General features: G+C 42.9%; 15 protein-coding genes. 12 read left to right on the plus strand and 3 right to left on the minus strand.

Features of this window, described 5'->3' with window-relative positions:
- The first annotated feature begins 2 nt into the window (after positions 1–2).
- The 12 genes from AQPE_RS12065 (at position 3) to AQPE_RS12120 (ending at position 18,295) form a co-directional block, all read left to right on the plus strand.
- The gene (locus AQPE_RS12065) at positions 3–2,363 is read left to right on the plus strand and encodes an ABC transporter permease (RefSeq protein WP_318346747.1); all 2,361 of its coding nucleotides are present in this window, start codon (positions 3–5) and stop codon (positions 2,361–2,363) included.
- 48 nt (positions 2,364–2,411) lie between these two features.
- Complete coding sequence (locus AQPE_RS12070) at positions 2,412–3,020, plus strand: phosphatase PAP2 family protein (RefSeq protein ID WP_318346748.1); 609 nt, start codon at positions 2,412–2,414, stop codon at positions 3,018–3,020.
- A 61-nt stretch (positions 3,021–3,081) separates the two neighbouring features.
- Complete coding sequence (locus AQPE_RS12075; RefSeq protein ID WP_318346749.1) at positions 3,082–5,490, plus strand: ABC transporter permease; 2,409 nt, start codon at positions 3,082–3,084, stop codon at positions 5,488–5,490.
- 42 nt (positions 5,491–5,532) lie between these two features.
- A complete protein-coding gene (locus AQPE_RS12080; RefSeq protein ID WP_318346750.1) occupies positions 5,533–5,949 on the plus strand; it encodes an endonuclease domain-containing protein in 417 nt (138 codons plus the stop codon).
- 117 nt (positions 5,950–6,066) lie between these two features.
- On the plus strand, positions 6,067–6,285 hold the full coding sequence (locus AQPE_RS12085) for a GxxExxY protein (protein WP_318346751.1): 219 nt from the start codon (positions 6,067–6,069) through the stop codon (positions 6,283–6,285).
- 84 nt (positions 6,286–6,369) lie between these two features.
- The gene (locus AQPE_RS12090; protein ID WP_318346752.1) at positions 6,370–8,760 is read left to right on the plus strand and encodes an ABC transporter permease; all 2,391 of its coding nucleotides are present in this window, start codon (positions 6,370–6,372) and stop codon (positions 8,758–8,760) included.
- 74 nt (positions 8,761–8,834) lie between these two features.
- A complete protein-coding gene (locus AQPE_RS12095; RefSeq protein WP_318346753.1) occupies positions 8,835–11,216 on the plus strand; it encodes an ABC transporter permease in 2,382 nt (793 codons plus the stop codon).
- Positions 11,217–11,327: 111 nt separating this feature from the next.
- Entirely contained in the window at positions 11,328–11,498 is a 171-nt protein-coding gene (locus AQPE_RS12100; RefSeq protein ID WP_318346754.1) for a hypothetical protein, read from the plus strand.
- Positions 11,499–11,644: 146 nt separating this feature from the next.
- A complete protein-coding gene (locus tag AQPE_RS12105) occupies positions 11,645–12,334 on the plus strand; it encodes a class I SAM-dependent methyltransferase (protein WP_318346755.1) in 690 nt (229 codons plus the stop codon).
- A 119-nt stretch (positions 12,335–12,453) separates the two neighbouring features.
- On the plus strand, positions 12,454–14,775 hold the full coding sequence (locus AQPE_RS12110) for an ABC transporter permease (protein WP_318346756.1): 2,322 nt from the start codon (positions 12,454–12,456) through the stop codon (positions 14,773–14,775).
- A 64-nt stretch (positions 14,776–14,839) separates the two neighbouring features.
- Positions 14,840–17,197, plus strand: a complete 2,358-nt coding sequence (locus AQPE_RS12115) for an ABC transporter permease (RefSeq protein ID WP_318346757.1) — start codon at positions 14,840–14,842, stop codon at positions 17,195–17,197.
- Between the two features lie 117 nt (positions 17,198–17,314).
- A complete protein-coding gene (locus AQPE_RS12120) occupies positions 17,315–18,295 on the plus strand; it encodes a DUF4097 family beta strand repeat-containing protein (RefSeq protein ID WP_318346758.1) in 981 nt (326 codons plus the stop codon).
- Between the two features lie 303 nt (positions 18,296–18,598).
- Here AQPE_RS12120 and AQPE_RS12125 read toward each other — a convergent pair whose 3' ends face one another.
- The 3 genes from AQPE_RS12125 to AQPE_RS12135 are packed head-to-tail and all read right to left on the minus strand — an operon-like array spanning position 18,599 to position 22,507.
- Positions 18,599–19,504: a sugar phosphate isomerase/epimerase family protein gene (locus AQPE_RS12125; RefSeq protein ID WP_318346759.1), complete on the minus strand. Its 906-nt coding sequence runs from the start codon at positions 19,502–19,504 to the stop codon at positions 18,599–18,601.
- A gap of 3 nt (positions 19,505–19,507) precedes the next feature.
- Positions 19,508–20,920, minus strand: a complete 1,413-nt coding sequence (locus AQPE_RS12130; protein WP_318346760.1) for a Gfo/Idh/MocA family oxidoreductase — start codon at positions 20,918–20,920, stop codon at positions 19,508–19,510.
- 36 nt (positions 20,921–20,956) lie between these two features.
- Positions 20,957–22,507, minus strand: a complete 1,551-nt coding sequence (locus tag AQPE_RS12135; RefSeq protein ID WP_318346761.1) for an SUMF1/EgtB/PvdO family nonheme iron enzyme — start codon at positions 22,505–22,507, stop codon at positions 20,957–20,959.
- Between the last annotated feature and the right edge of the window lie 74 nt (positions 22,508–22,581).

A 22,581-nucleotide genomic window follows, 5' to 3' on the forward strand; every position in this document is an offset into this window, starting at 1 on the left:
CCATGCAAAACATTTTCAAATCAACCTATCGGAATTTCGTCCGGAAACCGGCAACCAACCTGATTAATCTTGTAGGATTGGCGGTTAGTTTGGCATTGGTAATTACCCTTTCGGTGTATTCGTATAGCGAACTGACTACTGATAATTATCACAAAAACGGCAAGCGCGTTTTTCTGTATTCAGATGTGAATAATCTACCGCGAATTTATACGCCCGGAGTGCTGAAAGACAATATCGATTTGAGTGTGCCGGGCGTTGAATCGACTGTTCGCATTGCCGGAACCTGGGAAGCGCCTGTATTCCAGGTTGCAGGTAAAGATCCCATCACGTCGGATCTGATTTTTGCCGATGAAGACTTTTTCAAACTCTTTACTTACAAAGTTGTTGAAGGCAATCCGGAGCTGGCACTGAAAGAACCGATGACAGTGGTGATCACCCAAAGCTTGTCGGAAAAGCTTTTCGGGAAAGAAACTGCGGTGGGAAAAAACCTGAAACTGAATAACGAAAACGAGCTTACCGTTAAGGCAGTGATTGAAGATCCAAAGGCCAATTCAAGCCTTTCGTTCAGTGCATTGACATCAATAGCCACACGAAAAGTAGTCATGCCCAACGAGGCCGAGTTTAAGGTGTGGCCATTCTGCCTTTTCCAAACCTTTGTTCTGTTGAAAGAGGGAACCAAACCAGACGAAACGGCCAAAAAGATTGCAGCTCTTTTCCCAAATGAGATGCGCACTAAAGAGTCGGCGGCACAACTAACGCCCATTAAAAAGCTTCACTTTTCGCAATTTGCCTTGTTTAGCGGCAATTACCTGCATTTCGGCGATCAGAAAAAAGTGATGGTATTGTTGCTGGTAGCAGCTTTGGTGCTCATTATAGCACTGGTCAACTTCATCAATATTTCAGCTTCGCAATGGATCGAACGAATCAGGCAAACTGGTGTGCTGAAAGTCAATGGGGCAAGCCGGTCGAACTTGCTTTTTCAGGTTATTTCAGAAGCATTTCTGTTTTTTCTGATCGCATTGTTTTTTGCCATCTTGCTGATTCGCATTTTTACGCCATACATCTGTAGTTACACCGGAATTCAGTTTAATACTGACCTGATTTCTTCGCCCGAATTTTTAGGCATCGCAGTGGCATCAACGCTGGCATTGAGTTTAATTTTCAGCATCATTCCAGGTCTTCGTATTTCGTCGTCAGACGCAATTGACAACCTTCGGCGGGCGGTTGAACTACGCACCAAAAATTCGATTTCAAGCGGAATTCTGGTGACTTCCCAATTTGCTATTGCCATCGTTTTAATTGCTTTCACGGTTTTGGTGCAGAAACAGGTTAACTTCGGAAGCAGTAACCTAGGCATCAATCAGGACAATGTCATCGGAATCAGGTTAACTCCCGAACTGATGGGCAAAAGGGATGTTCTGAAGAAAATGCTTCTTGAAAAACCTTCCGTAGGAAAAATCTCCTTTTCGCAATATTATCCGGGCCAGCCACTTTCGTATTGGGAAACCAAAATGGATGCTGCAGGCGAACCCAAACAACTGAGTTACGACACCTTTGGAGCCGATGCCGGTTTTTTCGAAACAATGGGATTGCAGCTGATTTCAGGACGCCTTTATTCCGAAGATCTTTCGACCGATGCCGATAAAGTGGTGGTAAACGAAAGCTTTGCCCGCGAGAATAAACTGCAAAACCCACTGGGGGTTAAATTTTTCAGCATGAACGGCAGCGTTTGCGAAATCATTGGCGTGATCAAAGATTTTCATTACAAGCCCGTTAATAAGCCTATTTTGCCCTTGGCCATCCGTAACGAACCGTTTGCCTCCTACTGCCTGCTAAACCTTCAGACATCGGATTATTCGGCATTGAACAACACCATTCAGGACATCAAAAAAAGCGCCACTGGGTTGTCTCCTTCATTTCCGGTGGAAATCAGTTTTCTTGATCAAGCTATCGAAAATTTGTATCAATCGGAATTGCAGTTCCGACGCACTTTCTCGCTGTTTGCCGGGTGTGCCATCGTGATTTGTTGCCTGGGCATTTTGGCTATGTCGCTGTTTGCCTGTCAGCGCCGGATCAAGGAAATCGGTATCCGCAAAGTGAACGGAGCGACAATTTCAGAAGTAATGACGATGCTAAACCGCGACTTTGTGAAATGGGTTTTAATCGCATTTTTAATTGCAACTCCTGTCGCTTGGTTTGTAATGAACAAATGGCTCGAAAGTTTCGCCTACAAAACCGAATTAAGCTGGTGGATTTTTGCGCTTTCCGGAGTTTTAGCGTTAGGAATTGCACTCCTTACGGTTAGCTTGCAAAGCTGGAAAGCAGCTACAAGAAATCCGGTGGAGGCGCTGAGGTATGAATAGTTTTTTATTCTTACGGAGCAGGTAACAAAATATTCATAGAAACAAATTATGAAAACAGAGCAACTTAAAATCGCGAAAGCAATCTCTTTCATTGGCCATCCATTGCTGACGATGCCATTATTTGTCGCGGTAATGATGTTTGTATTTGAAGATTTTGAAAAAGCTCTGCTAAATTCAGCATTGATTATTGGGTGTATTTTTCTGCCCTTGTTTCTGCGGATGTATATCAAATCAAGAAATGGAACCTACACCAATTTTGATGTCTCAGACCGGATACAACGCAAAACGCTGTTCACGTTTATTATCCCGTTAATGATTGTTGTAACAGTTATTTCATTCAAGACCAGTGCGGCTTCAAACTTCAGTTTAAGCATATTGTTTGGAACCATACTTGTTTTTATTTCGCAGATTATCAATTTGTTTGTAAAGAGTTCCCTTCATGTATCCCTGAATATTTACCTCTCTGCGCTGGTTCTGACAGCTGATTTCCGAATCGGGATTGCTGTTTTTCTGTTCTCGGGATTAATCGCATGGTCGAGAGTTGCATTGGGACGGCATACCTGGAATGAAGTGATATTTGGTTATTGCATCGGACTTATAATAAGTGCAACGATGCTTTACGCTGAAGGATTTATAAACCAATTAACAAAGCAATAAGCTAAATATCTGATTAATACGAAATTTTGTCAAATAAAGTAAATTCTCGAGATCTAAAAACATGCTTAAACATTACATCAAAATAGCATTCCGGAATCTATTCAGGCAAAAACGACTTGCTCTGATTAATATATTGGGACTATCTATTGGACTCGCTTGTTTCAGCTTGTTTTCGCTGTACACCGTAAATGAGTTTAGTTACGACCGTTTTAACGCCAAGGCCTCGCGCATTTACCGTGTTTACGACTGGTGGTCCTTCAGCGACCGCCAGGGAAGCGAGCCATCATCGGCCACTCCGCTCGGACCAGCCATGAAGCAGGACTTATCAGGCGTAGAAGATTTTGTAAGAATTAAACCTACAGGCGATAAGCTCATTCGTATCGGGAATCGAATCCATACTATCGACGTATCGTTTGCCGATCCACAGTTGTTCTCGATTTTTACATTTCCTCTCATTACAGGAAATACTGCCACAGCTTTGGAATCACCCCGAAGCATAGTACTCACCCGTACTAAAGCCATCCAACTATTTGGCAGAACCGATGTAGTAGGAAGAACCGTTGAAATCAAAAACGGCGATCAGTTCGAACCCTTTGTTATTGGGGCAGTGGCCGAAAACATTCCGGTTAACTCAAGTATTCAATTCGATATTCTTGGTAATTTCGATTACATCCTGAACACTGAATATGGTAGAGCCAGCCTTAGCGACTGGAATATGACCATTGGTATTTCGGTGTACGTACTGCTACACGAAAACAGTAACCTGATGAACGACCCGGCTCGTATATCCGCTTTCAGGCACAACTATTTTCCGGGTGAAACTGAGCGAAATAAAGATGGCAGTCCAACCAACGGGTTTGGTTTTCAGTCATTAACTGATGTTCATACCGGCGTCAACATTGATAAATGGGGAGCCTCCGATCCGAAGAACAGCTGGATACTGATGAGCATAGCTATTGGCATATTAATCATTGCATGCATCAATTTTATCACCCTGGCTATCAGCCGGTCAGCCGGTCGATCAAAAGAAGTCGGAATCAGGAAAGTTACAGGCGGACACCGGTATCAGCTCGTTTACCAATTTCTATCCGAATCGTTATTGCTTAGTCTGATTTCCGCAGTTATTGGATTAATTCTGGCTTATACCCTGTTACCGTTTTTCAACGAACTTTCAGGGCGATCATTGTCGTTTTCATTCAGTCAATATCCTGAAATGATTGGTATTCTTTCAGGAGTAGTGTTGTTGGTTGGATTAATTTCAGGCATTTATCCGGCATTGGCAATTTCCGGATTTCAGCCTTCTGAAGTGCTGAAAAGCAAAGTCCGGTTCTCGGGATCTAATTTTTTCACCAAATCGCTAGTCTCTTTTCAGTTTGTACTTTCCATCGGGCTAATCATCTCAATGATTGTATTTATGCGCCAACTCGGATTTATGCGATCGAAAGACCTTGGCTTTGATAAAGAAAATGTAGTAGCCATAAACACTCAAGACCTTGATTTGCAAAAAGATTATCCGGTTTTCAAACAGTTGTTGAGATCGGAAAGCAGCATATTGGGAGTTACAGGTTCGTACATCGGGCTTGGAAATAACGAAGGCCAGATGGGTCGGAGGTACAAATTCGATACTAAGGAAGAAACCGTTATTGAATATCCGATTGATGCTGAATTTCTGGATGTTTTGGGTATGCAACTTGTCGCAGGCAGAACATTTGATCCAGCAATAGCTTCCGATGCAACAATGTCAGTGGTGGTGAATGAGGCGCTTGTTCACGATGTACTGGGGATCACTCCGGAAGAAGCTCTGGGCAAAGAATTCACTAACAGCAAAGGACCCGACCGAAAAGTGATAATAGGGGTTAGCCGGAATTTTAATTTTGAAGATTTAACCCGAACGGTTCGGGCACAAATGTTTTTGTGTCCGGCTAACTTAAAGCCAAACACTCTCTTTGTGCGTATTAATCCCGGAGATCCGTCGAAAGCACTAACGACAATAGCAGCTGCATGGAAAAACATATCGCCCGAATTGCCAATTAAATATAGTTTTCTGGATCAGAAATTTGACGATTTCTACAAGGAAGAAACGCGTTGGAGCAGAATAGTTAGTTGGGCCGGAGCTATATGTATCTTTCTGGCTTGCATGGGTTTGGTAGGTCTAACCTCTTTGGCTGTAATTAACCGATCGACAGAAATCGGTATCCGAAAAGTAAATGGAGCAAAAATCTCCGAAATATTAACCTTGCTCAACCGCGATTTTGTTCGTTGGGTAGCTATTGCTTTTGTTATTGCCACACCCGTTGCATACTACTCCATGAATAAATGGCTCGAAAGTTTTGCCTACAAAACCACGCTTAGCTGGTGGATTTTTGCTTTAGCTGGGTTCCTGACATTGGGAATTTCACTACTTACGGTTAGTTGGCAAAGCTGGAAAGCAGCAACGAGGAATCCGGTGGAGGCGTTGCGATATGAATAAATTTTACCCCAAACCCCTAAAGGGGCTTAACGAAGAAGCAACATGGGTATAAGAGATCAAGTTTCGATGTTCTACGATGCAAAACCGCACATTTTTGAAAAAGCAAAGATGTTGAGGGAAAATATGACAGAAGCAGAACAAAAACTTTGGGAGCATCTAAAGGGTAAGAAAATGATGGGATTGCGCTTCAGGCCTCAGCATCCTATTGATATTTTCATTGCGGACTTTTATTGTCATCCTCTAAAATTAGTAATTGAGATTGACGGTGGAATACATAAATCTCAAGATCAAAAAGAATATGATATTGGGCGAGAAGCAGAATTGGAACGATGGGGAATTAACGTAATTCGGTTTACGAACGAAGAAGTAGAAAACAGCATTGAACATGTTAAGAATGAAATCGAACAAGAATGTGCAAGGCATAGATCGGAGCTTCAAAGTCCCCTTCAGGGGATCTAGGGGTGTAATTTGTTGGCAAAGCTGGAAAGCAGCAACGAGGAATCCGGTGGAGGCGTTGCGATATGAATAGTCTTGAACTATGATTTGATTGATTATTTGAATACTATGATTTAAAAAATGATAGAAAACAACTATACCAATGATAAATATCCGCTTTCTGATCTGACAGGTAAGGTTATCAAGTGTGCCATTGAGGTTCATAAACATCTTGGTAACGGTTTTCAGGAAGTCATTTATCAACGAGCGCTGGCTATTGAATTTGGTCTTCAGAATATTCCTTTCGAAAGAGAATTCGAAATGCCTGATAAATTTTGGCAGCAAAAGCTTAGAATTTAAACGTGTAATGAAAAAATCATATTCTATCATCAAATCAGACCAATCAAAGTTCAGACAACAGCTACACAACAAAAAACAGAAAATATGAGCATTAAAAACAACCTGTTGGTCAGTTTCAGGCACCTGAAAGCCGACAAAACAAACACACTGATCAACCTTACAGGACTGATCTTTGGGCTGGGAATCGTAGCGGTAATTCTGGTATTTGTGCTGAACGAACTGGGCTACAATCGTTCTTTTGCCAACCGTAACCGGATTTATCGTATCATCAACCAAAATGAAAACGATAATAACCGCTGGGCAAATACTCCTTTTGTGGCGGGCGAAACCGTGGCCAATCAATTTGCTGAAGTGGAAGCATACGTGCATCAATACAACATCGGCAACATGGACGTAAAAAGTGGAGCCGAATTCGTTGAAGAAAAGAACATGCTGTGTACAGAAAGCTCCTTTTTTGATGTTTTTGGGGTGAATTTAATCCAGGGAACGCTTTCTGGATTTGATCAGTCTATGGGAAAAATTGTGCTGGGAGAAACAATCGCCCGAAAATATTTTGGCACTGAAAATCCGGTTGGTAAAGTATTCACTTTACGCAGCAAGGGAGTGGAAAGTCCGATGGAGGTAGTGGCTGTTTTCAAGGATCTGCCACTGAATTCCACGATTAAGGCCTCGATGATTGCCAATGTCGATTTTGGCCTGGAAAACTTGTCACAAAATATCATTTCAGTCGGAGAAAAGCCAAGTATTCAGGAAATGAAAGACTCGTGGAATGGCGGAGTATTTTTCACCAACTATCTTCTCCTGAAAAAAGGGACTTCGGTTGCTGCGTTCGAAACAAAACTGAACCAATTAGGTATTGCACAGTCGGATAAAGACAATAAACTGAATTTCTCGCTCCAGTCGCTAAACGATATTTATTTCGGATCAGATAAAATTGTGGACAACAATCGCGGCGACAAAGGCAACCAATCCATGTTGTTTATTTTGGCTTCGGTAGGATTTCTAATCCTGATCGTCGCCTGCATCAACTACCTCAACCTGACCTCGGCACAGGCATTGACCCAGACTAAAGCGCTGGCCGTGCGAAAAGTGTGCGGTGCGCCACGCTTCGACCTGATCCGGCAAATGGTGCAGGAATCGGTTCTGGTGTCGCTGGTTGCCTTGCCTTTTGCCTTGCTGGCTGGGCATTTCGCATTGCCGTACATCAGTCAGTTGCTCGGAAAATCATACACACTCACCCTTACAAACCAATTTCTGGTCAGTTTGCTTATCCTGATCCTGATTACTGTGGCAACCGGAGCTTTATCGGGTTTTATGGTAGCTGTTAAAATCACATCGTTTAGGCTGGTCGAAACACTTAAAGGACAACATACTTCCGCCGGAAACAAACACAATCTTCGTAAAGCGATGGTGGTTTTTCAGATTTCGGTATTTATTGTGCTGATTGCCGTGATGGCTTTGGTGCAAAAGCAGGTCCATTACGCTTTCAATAAAGACCTTGGAATCGAAAAAGAAGGTTTGCTGCGGGTTTCGCTGGGCGACCACGATTACAAACTGTTTTGTCAGGAAATCAGGAAAAATCCGAATGTGGTGCAGGTGAGCGGGGCATTATGGATTCCGCCCCACAAAGGGAAAATGTATATGTCGATCCCACGGGTTGACAATAAAAGCGAAATGGTTAAAGTAAACGGCCTTTTTGTTGACTATGGGTTTGCCCAGACTATGGGCATGAAATTCGTGATGGGTGCCGACTTCGACGAAGAAAAGAACAACTCGGGTGTTTTGGTAAACGAGGCGGCGGTTAAAGCCCTCGGCCTGAAAGAAATCGTTGGCGAACAAACCGCTTTTGGACCGGTGGTTGGCGTGGTGAAAGATTTTAATATGTACTCGATTCACGAAGCGATTACGCCCATGCTGATTGGACTAGACCCAACCATGTGCCGCGAAATTGCCATTAAAATGCGAACCGAAAACATGCCGGAAACCATCGAATTCCTGAAGCAAACCTGGAAATCGACCGGCGGCACTACCGCGTTCGACTTCGATTTTACAAACGACATGCTGAACCAGATTTATGAGTCGGATATCCGTTTCTCAAAAACCATCGGGCTTTTGGCTGTTATTGCCATCCTGATTGCCAGTCTCGGTTTGTTTGGCCTATCTCTTCTGATCAGCCGGCAAAAAACCAAGGAAATTGGCATCCGGAAAGTGACCGGCGCGCGTATTGGCGAAATTGTACTTTTCCTCAACCGCGACTTTGTAATTTGGGTAAGTCTGGCTTTTGCGATTTCAACGCCCATTGCCTGGTACGCCATGCACCGCTGGCTCGAAAGCTTTGCCTACAAAACACCGCTTAGCTGGTGGATTTTTGCCTTGGCAGGTTTGCTGGCGTTAGGAATTGCTCTGCTGACCGTGAGCTGGCAAAGCTGGAAAGCTGCAACGAGAAACCCTGTGGAAGCGCTGCGGTATGAATAACAAAGAGAGTCAGGGCATCACTTCGAGTGAAACCCTGACTTACAGGAAAGTACAAACATTAAAAATTAGAAGCCATGATGAGTTACCAAATTCGATTAATATTCAGAAATTTCAGAAGAAACCGCAGTTCATTTTTTATAAACCTGATTGGTTTAGCCACTGGTTTTGCCTGTGCGATCCTGATTTTTTTGTGGGTAGCCGACGAAATGAGTGTGGATAAATTTCATGAAACCGATAAGCAACTGTACCAGGTTTTGGAAAATCAGGCCATGTCGCAGGGTATTTTAACTCAAGAATGGACCCCGGATTTGCTAGCACGGAATCTGGCATCCGAATTTCCCGAAATAAAATACGCTGTAGCTGTTTCTCCGGCAAGTATGTTCGGGAATTTTACGGTATCGGCCGACGATAATAACCTGGTAAAAGCAGCCGGGCAGTTTGCCGAACCCAATTTTTTCAAGGCTTTTTCATTCAAACTGTTACAAGGGAATCCGGAACAGGTACTTAGTGATGATAATGCTGTGGTTATTTCCCGGAAGTTAGCTTTGTCGCTGTTTAAGACTACAGAAAGTGTGATCGGAAAAACATTTCAGTGGCAGATACTTAACATCAAAAGAAATGCGGTAGTCTCCGGAATTTTTGAAGGAACTCCTGTTAATTCAACCGCCCAGTTCGATTTTGTATTGGCCTATGAAGCCTGGATTAATTTATCGGAAACTGTTGGACGGAAAATCCATTGGGGAAACCATGCGCCACAAACTTTTCTGGTGTTAAACGAAGGCGCCGATGTAAAAAAGCTGAACAGCGAAATTTCAGGTTATATCAAAACCAAACAAACCGGTTCAAACGTTAGCCTGTTTGCAGTTCCCTACTCACATCGGTATTTACATGCCAGTTACACCAATGGAGTTGAATCAGGAGGACGTATTGAATACGTCAGGTTATTTTCGTTAATCGCCATTTTTATCTTACTCATTGCCGGAATCAATTTCATCAACCTCGCTACAGCCAAAGCCTCCAAACGATTCAGGGAAATTGGCGTTCGGAAGGTTGTCGGCAGCGGACGAAAGGCGCTGATCGGTCAATTTACAGGCGAAGCCGTCATTCTAACATTCCTGGCAACGATTATTTCCATGCTCATGGTTTGGCTTTTCATGCCTCAGTTTAACCAGATAACCGGCAAGCAACTTCATCTGGTATTAAACGCAAGCTTTCTTTTACCCATCGCTGGTATCTGTTTGTTAACCGGTATTTTAACCGGACTTTACCCGGCGTTTTATCTTTCAGGTTTTAATCCTTTATCTATTCTGAAAGGCAAACCCAGCCGCTCTTCCGGAGAAATATGGGCACGCAAGGGATTGGTTGTTTTTCAATTCGGAATTTCTGTTGTTCTCATTGCATCAATGATTGTTGTTTACCGGCAGGTTCAGTTTATTCACAACAAAAACCTGGGCTATCAAAAAGACCACGTCATCTATTTCGCCAAAGAAGGAAATGTGGCGCAAAAACTACCAACATTTATTACCGAAGCCCAAAAGATTTCCGGGGTTGCCAATGTATCGGATCTTTCGTCAAGCCTGGTAGGCAGTCCTTCTACAACCTATGGCATGAGTTGGGAAGGGAAAGACCCGTTGGCTAACATTAATTTCGAAGTAATGAAGGCTGACTTTAACCTGATTGAAACCCTAAATATTGAGTTAGCTGAAGGACGAAGTTTTTCGGATAAATTCGGCGGCGAAAACAGCAAACTAATTTTGAACCAGGCTGCGGTTGACGTAATGGGGCTTAAAAACCCAATTGGGCAAACCGTGAATTACAATGGCCAGCAAAAGCAAGTTATTGGTGTGGTAAAAAATTTCAATTTCCAATCGCTTCACGAAAAAGTTAATCCAATGACTATCTTATACGATCCCCAAAAAACCATGACTGTGATGGTTAAACTTAAAGTCGGACAAGATCAGCAAGCCATTGCCGGGCTTAAAAATCTCTATGCCCGGTTCAATCCTGGCTTTTCATTCGATTATCAGTTTCTGGATGTAGCCTACCAAAAATTGTACGAAGCCGAAGAGCGTGTTTCGGCCTTATCCAAATATTTCGCCGGAATTGGAATCCTCATATCCTGCCTTGGTTTATTCGGACTGGCTGCATACGCTTCGGAACAACGGCTGAAAGAAGTCGGCATCCGAAAAGTAAACGGCGCCCAAATCACCGAAGTTATGGTTTTGCTGAATAAAGACTTTGTAAAATGGGTAGCCCTTGCATTTATCCTTGCCACGCCCGTTGCCTGGTATATCATGAACCGGTGGCTCGAAAGCTTTGCCTACCGAACAACATTGAGCTGGTGGATTTTTGCCCTTGCCGGCTTGCTGGCATTGGGAATTGCGCTGTTGACAGTTTCATATCAATCATATAAAGCGGCTATTAAAAACCCTATAGAAAGTTTGAGGTATGAATAGTTTTCACCCCAAACCCCTGAAGGGGCTTAACATCGTGCAAGCATGAGCATAAGTGATAAAATATCGATGTTCTACTAGAATATTGGGGAATAAAAGTCATCCAGTTTACAAATGAAGAAGTTGAAAAAAACATCACTCATATTCAAAATGAAATCGAACGAATTTGTTCCGAACGAAGATCAGCGCTTCAAAGTCCCCTTCAGGGGATTTAGGGGTGAAACTTGCTGGCAAAGCTGGAAGGCGGCAACGAAAAACCCGGTAGAGGCGCTGAAGTATGAGTAGGAAGAAGCCCCACCCAAACCCTCCCCGAAAGGGAGGGCTTAAAAAAGCCCCCTCTAACTCCGGGGAAGAACTGGGAGCAATAGTTAATGATGGATAAAGGAAATAGTTGTGTACAATGAAAAGACCATTTGACAAATCATAACCATATGAATAATCGACAGAAAAAAGAAAGAAAATTTTGGGATAGGTTTGCAAACTTCTATGACCCTTTCATAGATAAAGTTTTCAGAAAAACATATAAAACTATTCTTGAAAACATTGATTTAGACCTAAACCTAAGTCACAATGTTCTTGAGATAGGAACTGGAACTGGGATTATTCCTTTTTCGATTTGCTCAAAAGTATCTTCTATAATTGCAACAGACATTTCACCCGAGATGGTTCGTATTGCAAATCAAAAATTAAAACAATCAGAAATTAAAAACCTAGATTTCCAAATTCAGGATTCTTATAATTTGACATTCCCAGATAAATCGTTTGACATAGTGATTGCTTCTAACTTATTCCATCTACTTTACGAACCGGAAAAGCCTATAAAAGAGATAAAAAGAGTAATGAAAGACAATGGAATTTTTATTGCCCCGACACTTTGTGTTGGTGAAAATGCCAAAAGCAAAATTATAGCGACAGTAATTGGTTTTATTAGTGGATTTAAGGTTGTTAATAAATGGAGCTTTCAAGATTTTAGAAGCATGTTGACTAATAATGGATTGGTTATTTGTAAAGCCTTGAGGATTGAAGGTAAATTACTAACAGCTTATATGGTAATGAAAAAACAACCATGCACTGCACACACAACAAATATCCGGCTCAAAGTCCCCACTTTGGGGGATTAGGAGTCTCTGGGAAAGCAGCCACACGAAACCCGGTGGAGGCTTTGCGGCATTAGTAAAATATTAAACTGTGATTGAAATTGGTGTTAAAAACGAACTATAAAAATCACTAAAAATTCGCCATGTTAAAGCTCAAAATTATTATCCGAGGTCTTTTCAGACAAAAGTTGAACACAGGCATCATCATTATTAGTTTGGCCATAGGAATGGCATGTGTTAACCTAATTGCCATGTTCATAAACCGCGAATTGAATACCGATGCTTTTCACAAGCAGAAAGAACAGATGTATGCCTTAAGATGCGACGATCTGTTCAACAAAGGCAAAGGTCAACAAACGTATCTATGTAGTGAAGGTTCGGTTGAATATATCAAAGACAATTTCATTCAGGTTGAAGATTACTGCAGAGTGAGTCCAGCTTCAGCACAAAAGGTGGTTGTAAATAATGAAACCTACTATGATCGTCCGGGAGTCATTGCCGCTTCCAAAAATTTCTTCAGTTTTTTCAGTTATCAACTACTGACGAACAATCCAAAAACCTCGTTGGAGGCCGATAATGACTTGGTTATTTCGGAAGATTTATCCCAAAAGTACTTCGGAACAGGCAATGCTGTTGGGCAAATTATAACATTGGTGAATGGCGAAAAAGAAGAACCGATGATCGTAACCGGAGTTTTCAGGAAACCTTTAGAAAATACTCAAATTAGGTTTGATATGGTTCGTCCAGCAAAAGGAAAGAACAGCCGTTGCTTTGTGAGGCTGGCCAGTGGAGCCAATCCGCAGGAACTTGAAAAGATTTTTGCAGCGAACAAAGCTGCCATTCCTTCGATTAACGACGGAACACCCGGCCAATATTCCCTCAAACCTTTTCAGGATACTTATTTCGACACATCACGGCATATAAGCTTCGAAGCCAGCCGTGATAAAACTGATTTGTGGATCGCCCTGATAATCGGGTTGGTGATTATTGGCATTGCATCGTTCAATTACCTCGGATTGGTCAATAATAACCTGATCGAAAAAAACAAGGCTTATGCCGTACAGCGAGTGAATGGCGGATCGAAGTTTGGTTTTGTAATCAATTTTATGACTGAGAGCCTAATTGTGGTTGGCATTTCATTTCTTCTAAGTCTGATTTTGATGCTTTGGATGGTTCCGTTTTTCAATCATTTGACGAGTACAAACATTACATCGGACTTTATCTTTAACCCAAAGCAAATGCTGATTCTGTCTGAGGTTGTTGCAGTTCTCCTAATCATTACCTTATTGTTTGTTGTCTTTCGAATCCGCAAGAACAAATATCTTAATGCCTTAAAACCGGGAGGCAATCAAATAGGTAAACGAGTTCAAATGCCTGCTTTCAATATATTTCAACTAGCCAGTTCTCTTGTGCTCATTATTTTTTCAATCATCATTATCAAGCAAACAAACTATATCACCCAAAAGCCAATTGGTCTCGACAAGCAGGTTTTTGAGGTTAAAATTCCAGCTCAGTATGCCAGTATAGTGTCGGTTTTTAAGGAAGAATTGAGAACTAATTCTTCGGTCGGACTGGTTTCCATTGCAGGCGCATCGCCAGTTCTGGAACACTTCATGTTTTTATTGCACTATAATGAAAATGGTGTTGAAAAAGAGTATTCTCCTTCAGGATTTACCGGAGACGAAAATTACATAGCTACGCTTGGAATCCGGATTGTTGAAGGAAGTGGGTTTTCAGGGAATCCGGAATCGGATAAAAATAAATGCCTGATAAACGAGTCGCTGGCAGCCATGTTTCCAACTCAAAACTTAATCGGGAAAGGTGTGCCTGGTATGGAAAATAAGATTGTGACCGGCATTGTAAAGGATTTTCATTATTCCAGTTTAAAGTCGTTGGTTGAACCTGCTTTAATCGCGTATGATCCGAAAGGACTCCACTTGATGGTGAAAGCCTCAGAGAATCAACTTGCACTGGCACAAGATGCTATTGCTAAAACATGGAAAAAGCTTATTCCTGATTATCCGCTAGATATGGAAACCATTGGAGACCGCTATGAATTTCTGCATCGGGAAAATAAAAAATACCTCCAATTAATTGGAGCCTGTAGTGTTATCAGTGTCTTCCTGTCGATGATCGGCTTATTTGCCATCTCTTTTCAGAGTAGTCGATACAGAACTAAGGAAATCGGCATCCGCAAAGTTAACGGCGCCAAAATATCTGAAGTAATGACCATGCTCAATAAAGACTTTGTAAAATGGGTTGCCATTGCTTTTGTAATTGCGACGCCCATTGCCTGGTACGCCATGAATAAATGGCTCGAAAGCTTTGCCTACAAAACCAACCTAAGTTGGTGGATTTTTGCCCTGGCCGGTTTGCTGGCGCTCGGAATTGCATTACTAACCGTAAGCTGGCAAAGTTGGAAAGCTGCAACGAGGAATCCGGTGGAGGCGTTGAGATATGAATAACAATGAGTCAGGACTTCACTAGAAGTGAAACCCTGACTACACAAAACATTAAAATTTAGAAGCCATGATGAAATACCAGATCAGACTAATATTCAGAAATTTTAAACGAAACCGTAGTTCTTTCTTTATAAACCTGATAGGATTATCAACGGGCTTAGCTTGTGCATTGCTGATTTTTCTTTGGGTGAATGACGAGCTATCCATTGATAAATTCTTTGCAAATGACAGGCAGCTTTTTCAGGTGATGCAAAACACGAAAGGTGCCAATGGTATCGAGACCATTGAGGCTACTCCTGGTCATTTAGCCAAAGCCCTTTCAGAAGAGATTCCGGAAGTTGAATATGCGGTTTCCGTTGTTCCTACTTCCTTCAACATTAGCAAAGGGGTTATTTCAATGGCTGACAAACACATCAAGTCAGTTGGACAATATGTATCGGAAGACTTTTTCAACGTTTTCTCCTATAACATCCTGTATGGCGACAGAAACAAATTGTTTTCAGAAAAAAATGGGGTAGTTATTTCGCGTGAGCTGGCTTTGAAATTATTCAGCAATATCAAAGATGTTGTTGGGAAAACAATCGAATGGAATGCGCAGGATATTAGCGTAACATCTGTTGTCTCCGGCATTTTTGATCTACCATCTGCTCATGCAACCAACCATTTTGATTTACTATTGAATTATAGTTTGTTTGAAGGAGTGAACCCGGGAAAAGGGTGGGGAGATAGCGGTCCCCGAACCTACGTTTTTTTAAAAGAGGGAACTTCGACTAAGTGGTTCAACGACAAAATACAGGACTTTATAAAATCCAAAGATAAAAATCTGAGTGTTACTTTGGTTGCTCAACGCTATTCTGACCGTTATCTGAAAGGGCTTTATGAGAACGGCAAACCAGCAGGTGGAAGAATTGAGTATGTAAGGTTGTTCTCACTGATTGCGATTTTCATATTAATTATTGCCTGCATTAATTTTATGAATTTGTCCACGGCGAGGGCATCAAAAAGAATTAAAGAAGTTGGGATCAAAAAAGCGATTGGAGCCGGACGAAAATCATTGATTCTCCAATTTATCGGGGAGTCGATGATAATGACTTTTTTATCCTTGGGTTTGGCGCTTATCCTTGTTCGCCTTTTTATGCCAACGTTTAATAACCTTACCGGAAAGTATTTAACACTCGCTTTCGATATGCGCTTTATTCTGATCGCTTTGGGTATCACCATCCTGACTGGCCTTTTTGCCGGTAGTTATCCGGCGTTGTATATCTCCCGTTTTATGCCCGTCGATGTTTTAAAAGGTAAACTTGAAGTTTCTTCCGGGAGATTCCGGGCACGAAAAGGATTGGTTATTTTTCAGTTTGCAGCTTCGGTGATCTTGATTGTTTCGGTTTTGGTTGTTTTTGAACAACTGGCATTTGTACAGTCCAAAGATCTGGGGTATAACCGGGATCAGGTGATCTATTTCAGTGCACCTAAGATGAGTCCCGCAACCTTGTCCGAGATCCGAAATATTCCCGGCGTTCTCAATGCGGCCGGGGGGAACATGCAGGCTGGCTCACCATTGGGAGGTACTTCAGGCATTGCCTGGAAAGGGAAAAACCCCGATGACCAAACCTTTTTTTCTGTCAAATGGGTTAGTTATAACCTGATTGAGACTCTGGGGATGGAAATGGCAACGGGGAAAGCCTTTTCTGAAGATTTTGGGTCTTCGAACCAGGTTATTTTTAATGAAACTGCAATTAAGGTGATGGGGCTGACTGATCCTGTTGGCCAGAATATTTCAGTTGAAGGCGAAGAAATGCAGATTATTGGGGTAGTCAAAGATTTCAATTTTGAGTCGCTCTATGAAAAGGTAAAACCTTGTGTCCTTTTCGTAGCACCAATTCAGTATGCACCAAAGGCTTCAGTGAAAATCAAGGCCGGAATGGAAAAGGCAACAATCGAAACCCTCAGAAAAATTTACCAAAAACAATATCCGGGGCAGGCTTTTGATTTTAAATACATGGACGATGACTATCAACAGTTATATGTAGCTGAACAACGCGTTTCGGCGCTCTCCAAATACTTTGCCGGACTGGCTATCTTGATCTCATGTCTTGGGCTGTTTGGGTTGGCTGCCTTTTCCGCAGAAATCAGGACAAAAGAAATAGGGATTCGAAAGGTTATGGGATCAAGCACAACAGAAATTGTCAAACTATTATCAGGCGATTTTACCCGTCTGGTGGTTATTGCCATTGTTATTGCACTTCCATTAGGTTACCTGATTGTCAATCGCTGGCTTGAAAGTTTTGCCTACCATATTGACTTGAGATGGTGGTATTTTGCCGGAACTGGTTTGATAACAATGTTAATTGCCTTGTTGACGATTGGAATGCAAACGATGAAAGCAGCCACGAGGAATCCGGTGGAGGCATTGAGGTATGAATAGCTAACTATTTTGTATAAAAAACAATGCAAAATGCAACGGAAGGAAAAATAATGCGTCTTTATATCCGACAGCCTCATTTAAACAATTAAAAGACTTGCTGTGAAAATTTTGACTACTATGAAAATGTTCTCATTCGTTGCAATGATCATATTCCTGTTTTCGCTGAATGGATTTGCGAAGGATGACCAGCCAACCATTACGAAAACTTTTGAAATGAAAGAGCCTGGTTCGCTCAATGCATCATCTTCGGGTGGAGGTGTAACTGTTCAAACACACGATCAACCCCAGGTAGTTATACAGGCATTTGTGCGAAAAAACAATAATCTTTTAGCGCCAAATGACCCTATGGTAAAAGAAGTTCTGGAAGCATTCGATGTGAATTTTTCAAAAAACGGTTCAGCCGTCACTGCAATTGTTGAACGCAAGATGCGTATGAATTTCTGGAACAACTTAGGTATTTCATTAACTATTATTGTTCCGAAGGAAATGTCGTGCAAGGTTTCGTCAAGCGGCGGTGGTGTAAAAATTTCAGGAGTGAAAGGAACGCACGATTTTTCGAGCAGCGGTGGTGGCGTACACCTGGAAAATGTAAGTGGTACCACTGAAGCCAGATCTTCGGGCGGTGGTGTGCATGTGACGAACCAGAACGGAGATGTTCGTTTAAGTTCGAGCGGAGGCGGTGTAACCATAGAAGATGCCCAGGGAAGCGTTTTTGCCCAAAGTTCAGGTGGTGGCGTTAGCCTGAAGAATATCAAAGGAAATGTAGAAGCCAGCAGCAGTGGTGGCGGAGTAAATGTTTCAGGAGAATGTGGTTCGGTAAAAGCTAAATCCAGCGGTGGTTCTGTTCATGTCGACATCAAAAACCTAAGCAAGAATTTAACCCTTGAATCGAGCGGTGGCGGAGTTGACGCACTCATTCGCAATGGCAAAAATCTTGGTCTCGACCTGGATTTGCAATCCGATAGGGTAAATATTGACCTTCAGAATTTTTCAGGAAAAGCGGAGAAAGACCGTGTAAAAGGAACGATGAATAAAGGCGGAATTTCTGTTTATATGCATGCCTCCGGAGGAAACGTAAATGTTCGGTTTGAAGAGTAGAAAGGTCTCGAAAACCTGACTTACAGTACATCTCTGAGTTCGTGGAACTTTTTACTTTGCTGAGCGCTGGTATTGTTGTTAATTGAACGCCTAAATCTTAATACTTTTAATGAAGAAATCCGCTAGAAGAAGCTTGTTTGGAAGAATTATACATCAAAAAAAGCGAAGAATCATGATTTATCGATTCTTCGCTTTTTCTGTTTTTTGACCTTACTTGCGAATATCCTATCCAAAGAATGTCGATAAAATAGGCCTCATTGGATGATAATTCTTTACTGGTCACTGAGCCTGATCACTTTCTCCTCAGGCTTTTTCCCACTGTTCTTTCATCAATTTCACTGCGGCGGGTAAGGTTATTTTTGAATCGCCAACAGATCCACATTCGAAACTCACGTAATCCTGATAAGCGATTTCTTTCAGACCTCGGAATCCATTGATGTAATTATCAGCTTCGCCGTCTTCTCCCGGCATTTTACGCCGTTTGCGGCTTGCAATGTGCACATGGTGCAGGTAATCACCAGCAGCCAGAAATGCGGCACGGTCGTTGGTTTCTTCCCAGGTCATGTGCCAGAAATCGCCCATAACGGCTGCTCCGGCTGAATTTACATCGCGGATAATGGATGCACCATCGGCTACCTGTCGGCAGAAATAGCATTCCTGACGATTCAACGGTTCGAGCAAAATGCGGGTTTTATGCTGAAGCGCAAAGTCTCCCAATTCTTTCATTTGCCCAAGCAAAAGTTCCCGGGCTTCTTTGTCGGGCAACGATTTTTGGTTGTTGAAAGCGGGGACGAAAATCAAACCAGTTGAACCAAGCGCTCCGGCAGCTTCGATGATAACCTTCATCGAGTCCATGCATTTTTTCTGAATGGCTAGATCGTCGGCAATTAGCCAACCTTCGAAACCGGCACATATTGCACTGGTTTTGATGTTTCGGTTTTGCAGGGCCTTTTGTATTTCTTCCACTCTTTTTTCAAGTCCGCCACCCCAAGGTTCAAAACCGACAATTCCCAACGACTCCATGAAATCGAGCTTTTCGGCAAGTGTTTTACCCGGGGCAACTCCTTCCTGACATGAAATCTTTAATTGAACTGTTTTATTTTGTGAGGAGTTTGATTCGCCCTTGAAAGAAGAGAACAGGCCGCCTGATGCTGCTAATGCAGCACCAGAAACGGCAGTTCCTAAAAAAGATCGTCTGTTAAGCGGCATACCTTATCGTGTTTGGTTTCCCTGTGGCGTTCCTGCAATGTGAATAAATTCGGGCAGTTTAAATTCTTTTCCTGCACCGTATCCTTCTTTGGCGGCAGCCATGCTTTTGGTCATATCAATATCTTTCGGCATAAGATCGAGCGGCGAAGCAGTCATTTCGTCCCAAGTAACTTTCTTTCCGGAGTAAGCCGATTCACGCCCCATGATGGCAGCCATGTTGGCAACAGCCGTTTCAGATGCCTGTTCAATCGGTTTTCCGGCACGGATATGGTTAATCCAGTTCACGTGTTCCAAGGTGTATGGGTCGGTCTGTTTGAACTTGGTTTTTTCAGCTTCGTAGTCGAATTTCCATATTTCGTTGCCTTTCAGGTCTTTGATAATATGCCCGTCGGAAGTCCATGAACCTTTCGTACCCTGGATAAATTCCCAAACGCCACCCTCTGTTCCGTTGATCTGGCGGCAGGTGCTGTGAATGTGAATACCATTTTCCATTTCAAAATCGACACTGAAATTGTCGAACTGGTTACCGGTAACACGGCGCTGGCGTGAGCCGAATCCCAATGCTGATTTTGGTTTCAAGCCCGAAAACCAAGTGAATACATCCAGGTTGTGAACGTGTTGTTCAACAATATGGTCACCTGAAAGCCATCCCCAGTTTACCCAGTCGCGGATCATCCATTCCAGATCCGACCATTGCGGGTTGCGATCTTTGTACCAGAGCATACCACCACACCAGTAAACCGTTCCACCGGTTATTTCACCGATAGCTCCGTTCATGATTTGTTCGTACGAAGCTACATAATCGCGCTTATGGTGGCGTTGCGTGCCGGTTACCACGCATAGCCCTTTTGCTTCGGCTTGCTTGGCTGTGGCTACGATGGTGCGGTAACTTACCGGATCAACGCAAATCGGTTTTTCGAGGAAGCAATGTTTGCCTTTTTCAACTGCATACTTGAAAATTTCGGCGCGGAAATTGGGTGGTGTAGCGGTAATAATTACGTCCACATCGCTGTCAATAACTTTTTGATAAGCGTCGAGTCCCACGAATTTTTTGTCGGCTGCAATGTCGATATTTTTCTCTTTTTTCAGATTTTCAGCTAAACTTTCCAGACGGTCAGCGTAAGTATCGCCTAAAGCAACGATAGTAACATTATCGGCCGCGTTGAGGAAATTAAACGCTGCGCCAGAGCCTCGTCCGCCACAGCCAATTATCCCGGCTCTCAGCGGTTTGCCATCTGCAGACTTATCAACCAGATTAGGTAAGTAATAAGAGCCTGACTCTTTGAGAGGCTGTACTTTTGGAGTACTACTGCTACACGATGCTAAAGTTGCAACTCCTCCTGTACCAATTGCGCCCAATGCCCCGGCTAAAGCCGAGCTTTTCAGGAATGAACGTCTGTCAACACCTTTTTTCATAATAGATAAATTTAAAAATTAGGATAATCAGTTTATTTATTGAACTTTAATTGAATTGTCTGGCTCACAAACAACCCTGAACCCGATGGCTTTAACATCGGAATACCACCAGATGCTTTTAGGCTGTTGCGGGTCGGTTTTCAACCAGGCGTCGTGCTGGCTGTGGCTGCGGGCGGCAGCACGTACGTCGGCTGCATCCGAAGTATAATTGCCTCCGCGTACCACCCATTCCTCACCCTCGGTTACGAGTGGATTATTTACTTTCCCGCTGTTTTTTGCATAAGCGTCGGGGGTATAGCGGTCGGCACAGTATTCCATTACGTTACCCAGCATATTTTTCAGGCCGAATGGATTAGGCTTAACCTCTTCAGGCAAATGCGTTTTGCCTTTACCATTGTTTTCATAAATGATGTACTGCGAAATCGGTTCAGTTTCAGGGCTAGAGATTTTTCGCCATAATCCTTTGTTGGAGAATTTATTTGGTTTACCGTCAAAGAAATACGGTGTTTCTGTGCCACCGCGTGCTGCATATTCCCATTCGGCTTCTGTAGGCAGGCGGTATTTTTTGCCGGTTTTCTTCGAAAGCCACTGGCAGAAGGTTTCCGCTGCATAATGGGTCATGGTGATTGCCGGGCGATTGCCAAATCCCCAGTTTTGGTCAGGTCGCCCGTAAGGCGGGGTTGGGCCGGAAATGGCATCCACGTTCGGGTTGCTGTTGTTGGCATAAATTTGTTCAGGTGGGGTGCGTCCTTCGCTCATTGTGTTCCCGTAAAAGGCCCAGTACTCTTCCCAGGTTGTTTCCACTTCGGCCATAAAAAATGGGCTGACCGTAACCTTGCGCACCGGAGATTCGTCGGGCTGGTGGAAAGGTTCTTTTTCGGGGCTACCCATGTTGAAGGTGCCGCCTTTGATAGCAATCATTTTGAACGACACCGGTGTACCTGGAATCTGCTCGGTGTAGTCGGCAAATGTTGTTACGCTGGCTGGTTGTTCAAAAATGGCTTTCAAACTGTCGGTACCGTCGTTTTGTCCCGGTATGCCGGTCATCTTGCCATGTTTGTATTTCGGGTTATAATGTCCGGCGTCGAGGTGACAACTGATGCACTGCAAATCCAGTTTTTTCTCGTTATTTTCGTAGTAAAGGTGGGCAGCTATGCCTGCGTCCACTAAATCTTTCGGGAACAGGTTCTGGTGGCAATGCTTGCATGATGCATTCGGAATATATTTTACGGCATGTTCCAGTTCCGACTTCATCTCCCAGTTAAATTCAGCCGAATCTTTGAAAAGGTAACCGTAAAGATCGTTTATACCAAGTTTAGTTTTTGCCAGAAGGTAGCCTTGTCCTTTGGGCGGAAGGTGACATTCGACACAATGAACCTTGATTCCGCTTTTGTTGTCGAAGTGAGACGACAATTTCCAGGACTCGAAAACGTGTGGATGAACATGGCACGCGGCACAAGACTCGTCGGTTGAAGTATATTCAATCACTTTATTTCCGGAAATGGTAATCAGAATTCCTACAACGAATGCGCAGGATAATAGGAGGAAGAGATGTTTACGAAAGAAATCTCCTGTCTTTTTTAGCATAGATGGTTTAGTTTTTATTAATACAGCATTTTCATGTTATTCAAAATTAATAAAAATTAGGGCATGGCAATAGC

It is taken from the genome of Aquipluma nitroreducens, assembly GCF_009689585.1.
Classification (GTDB): domain Bacteria; phylum Bacteroidota; class Bacteroidia; order Bacteroidales; family Prolixibacteraceae; genus Aquipluma; species Aquipluma nitroreducens.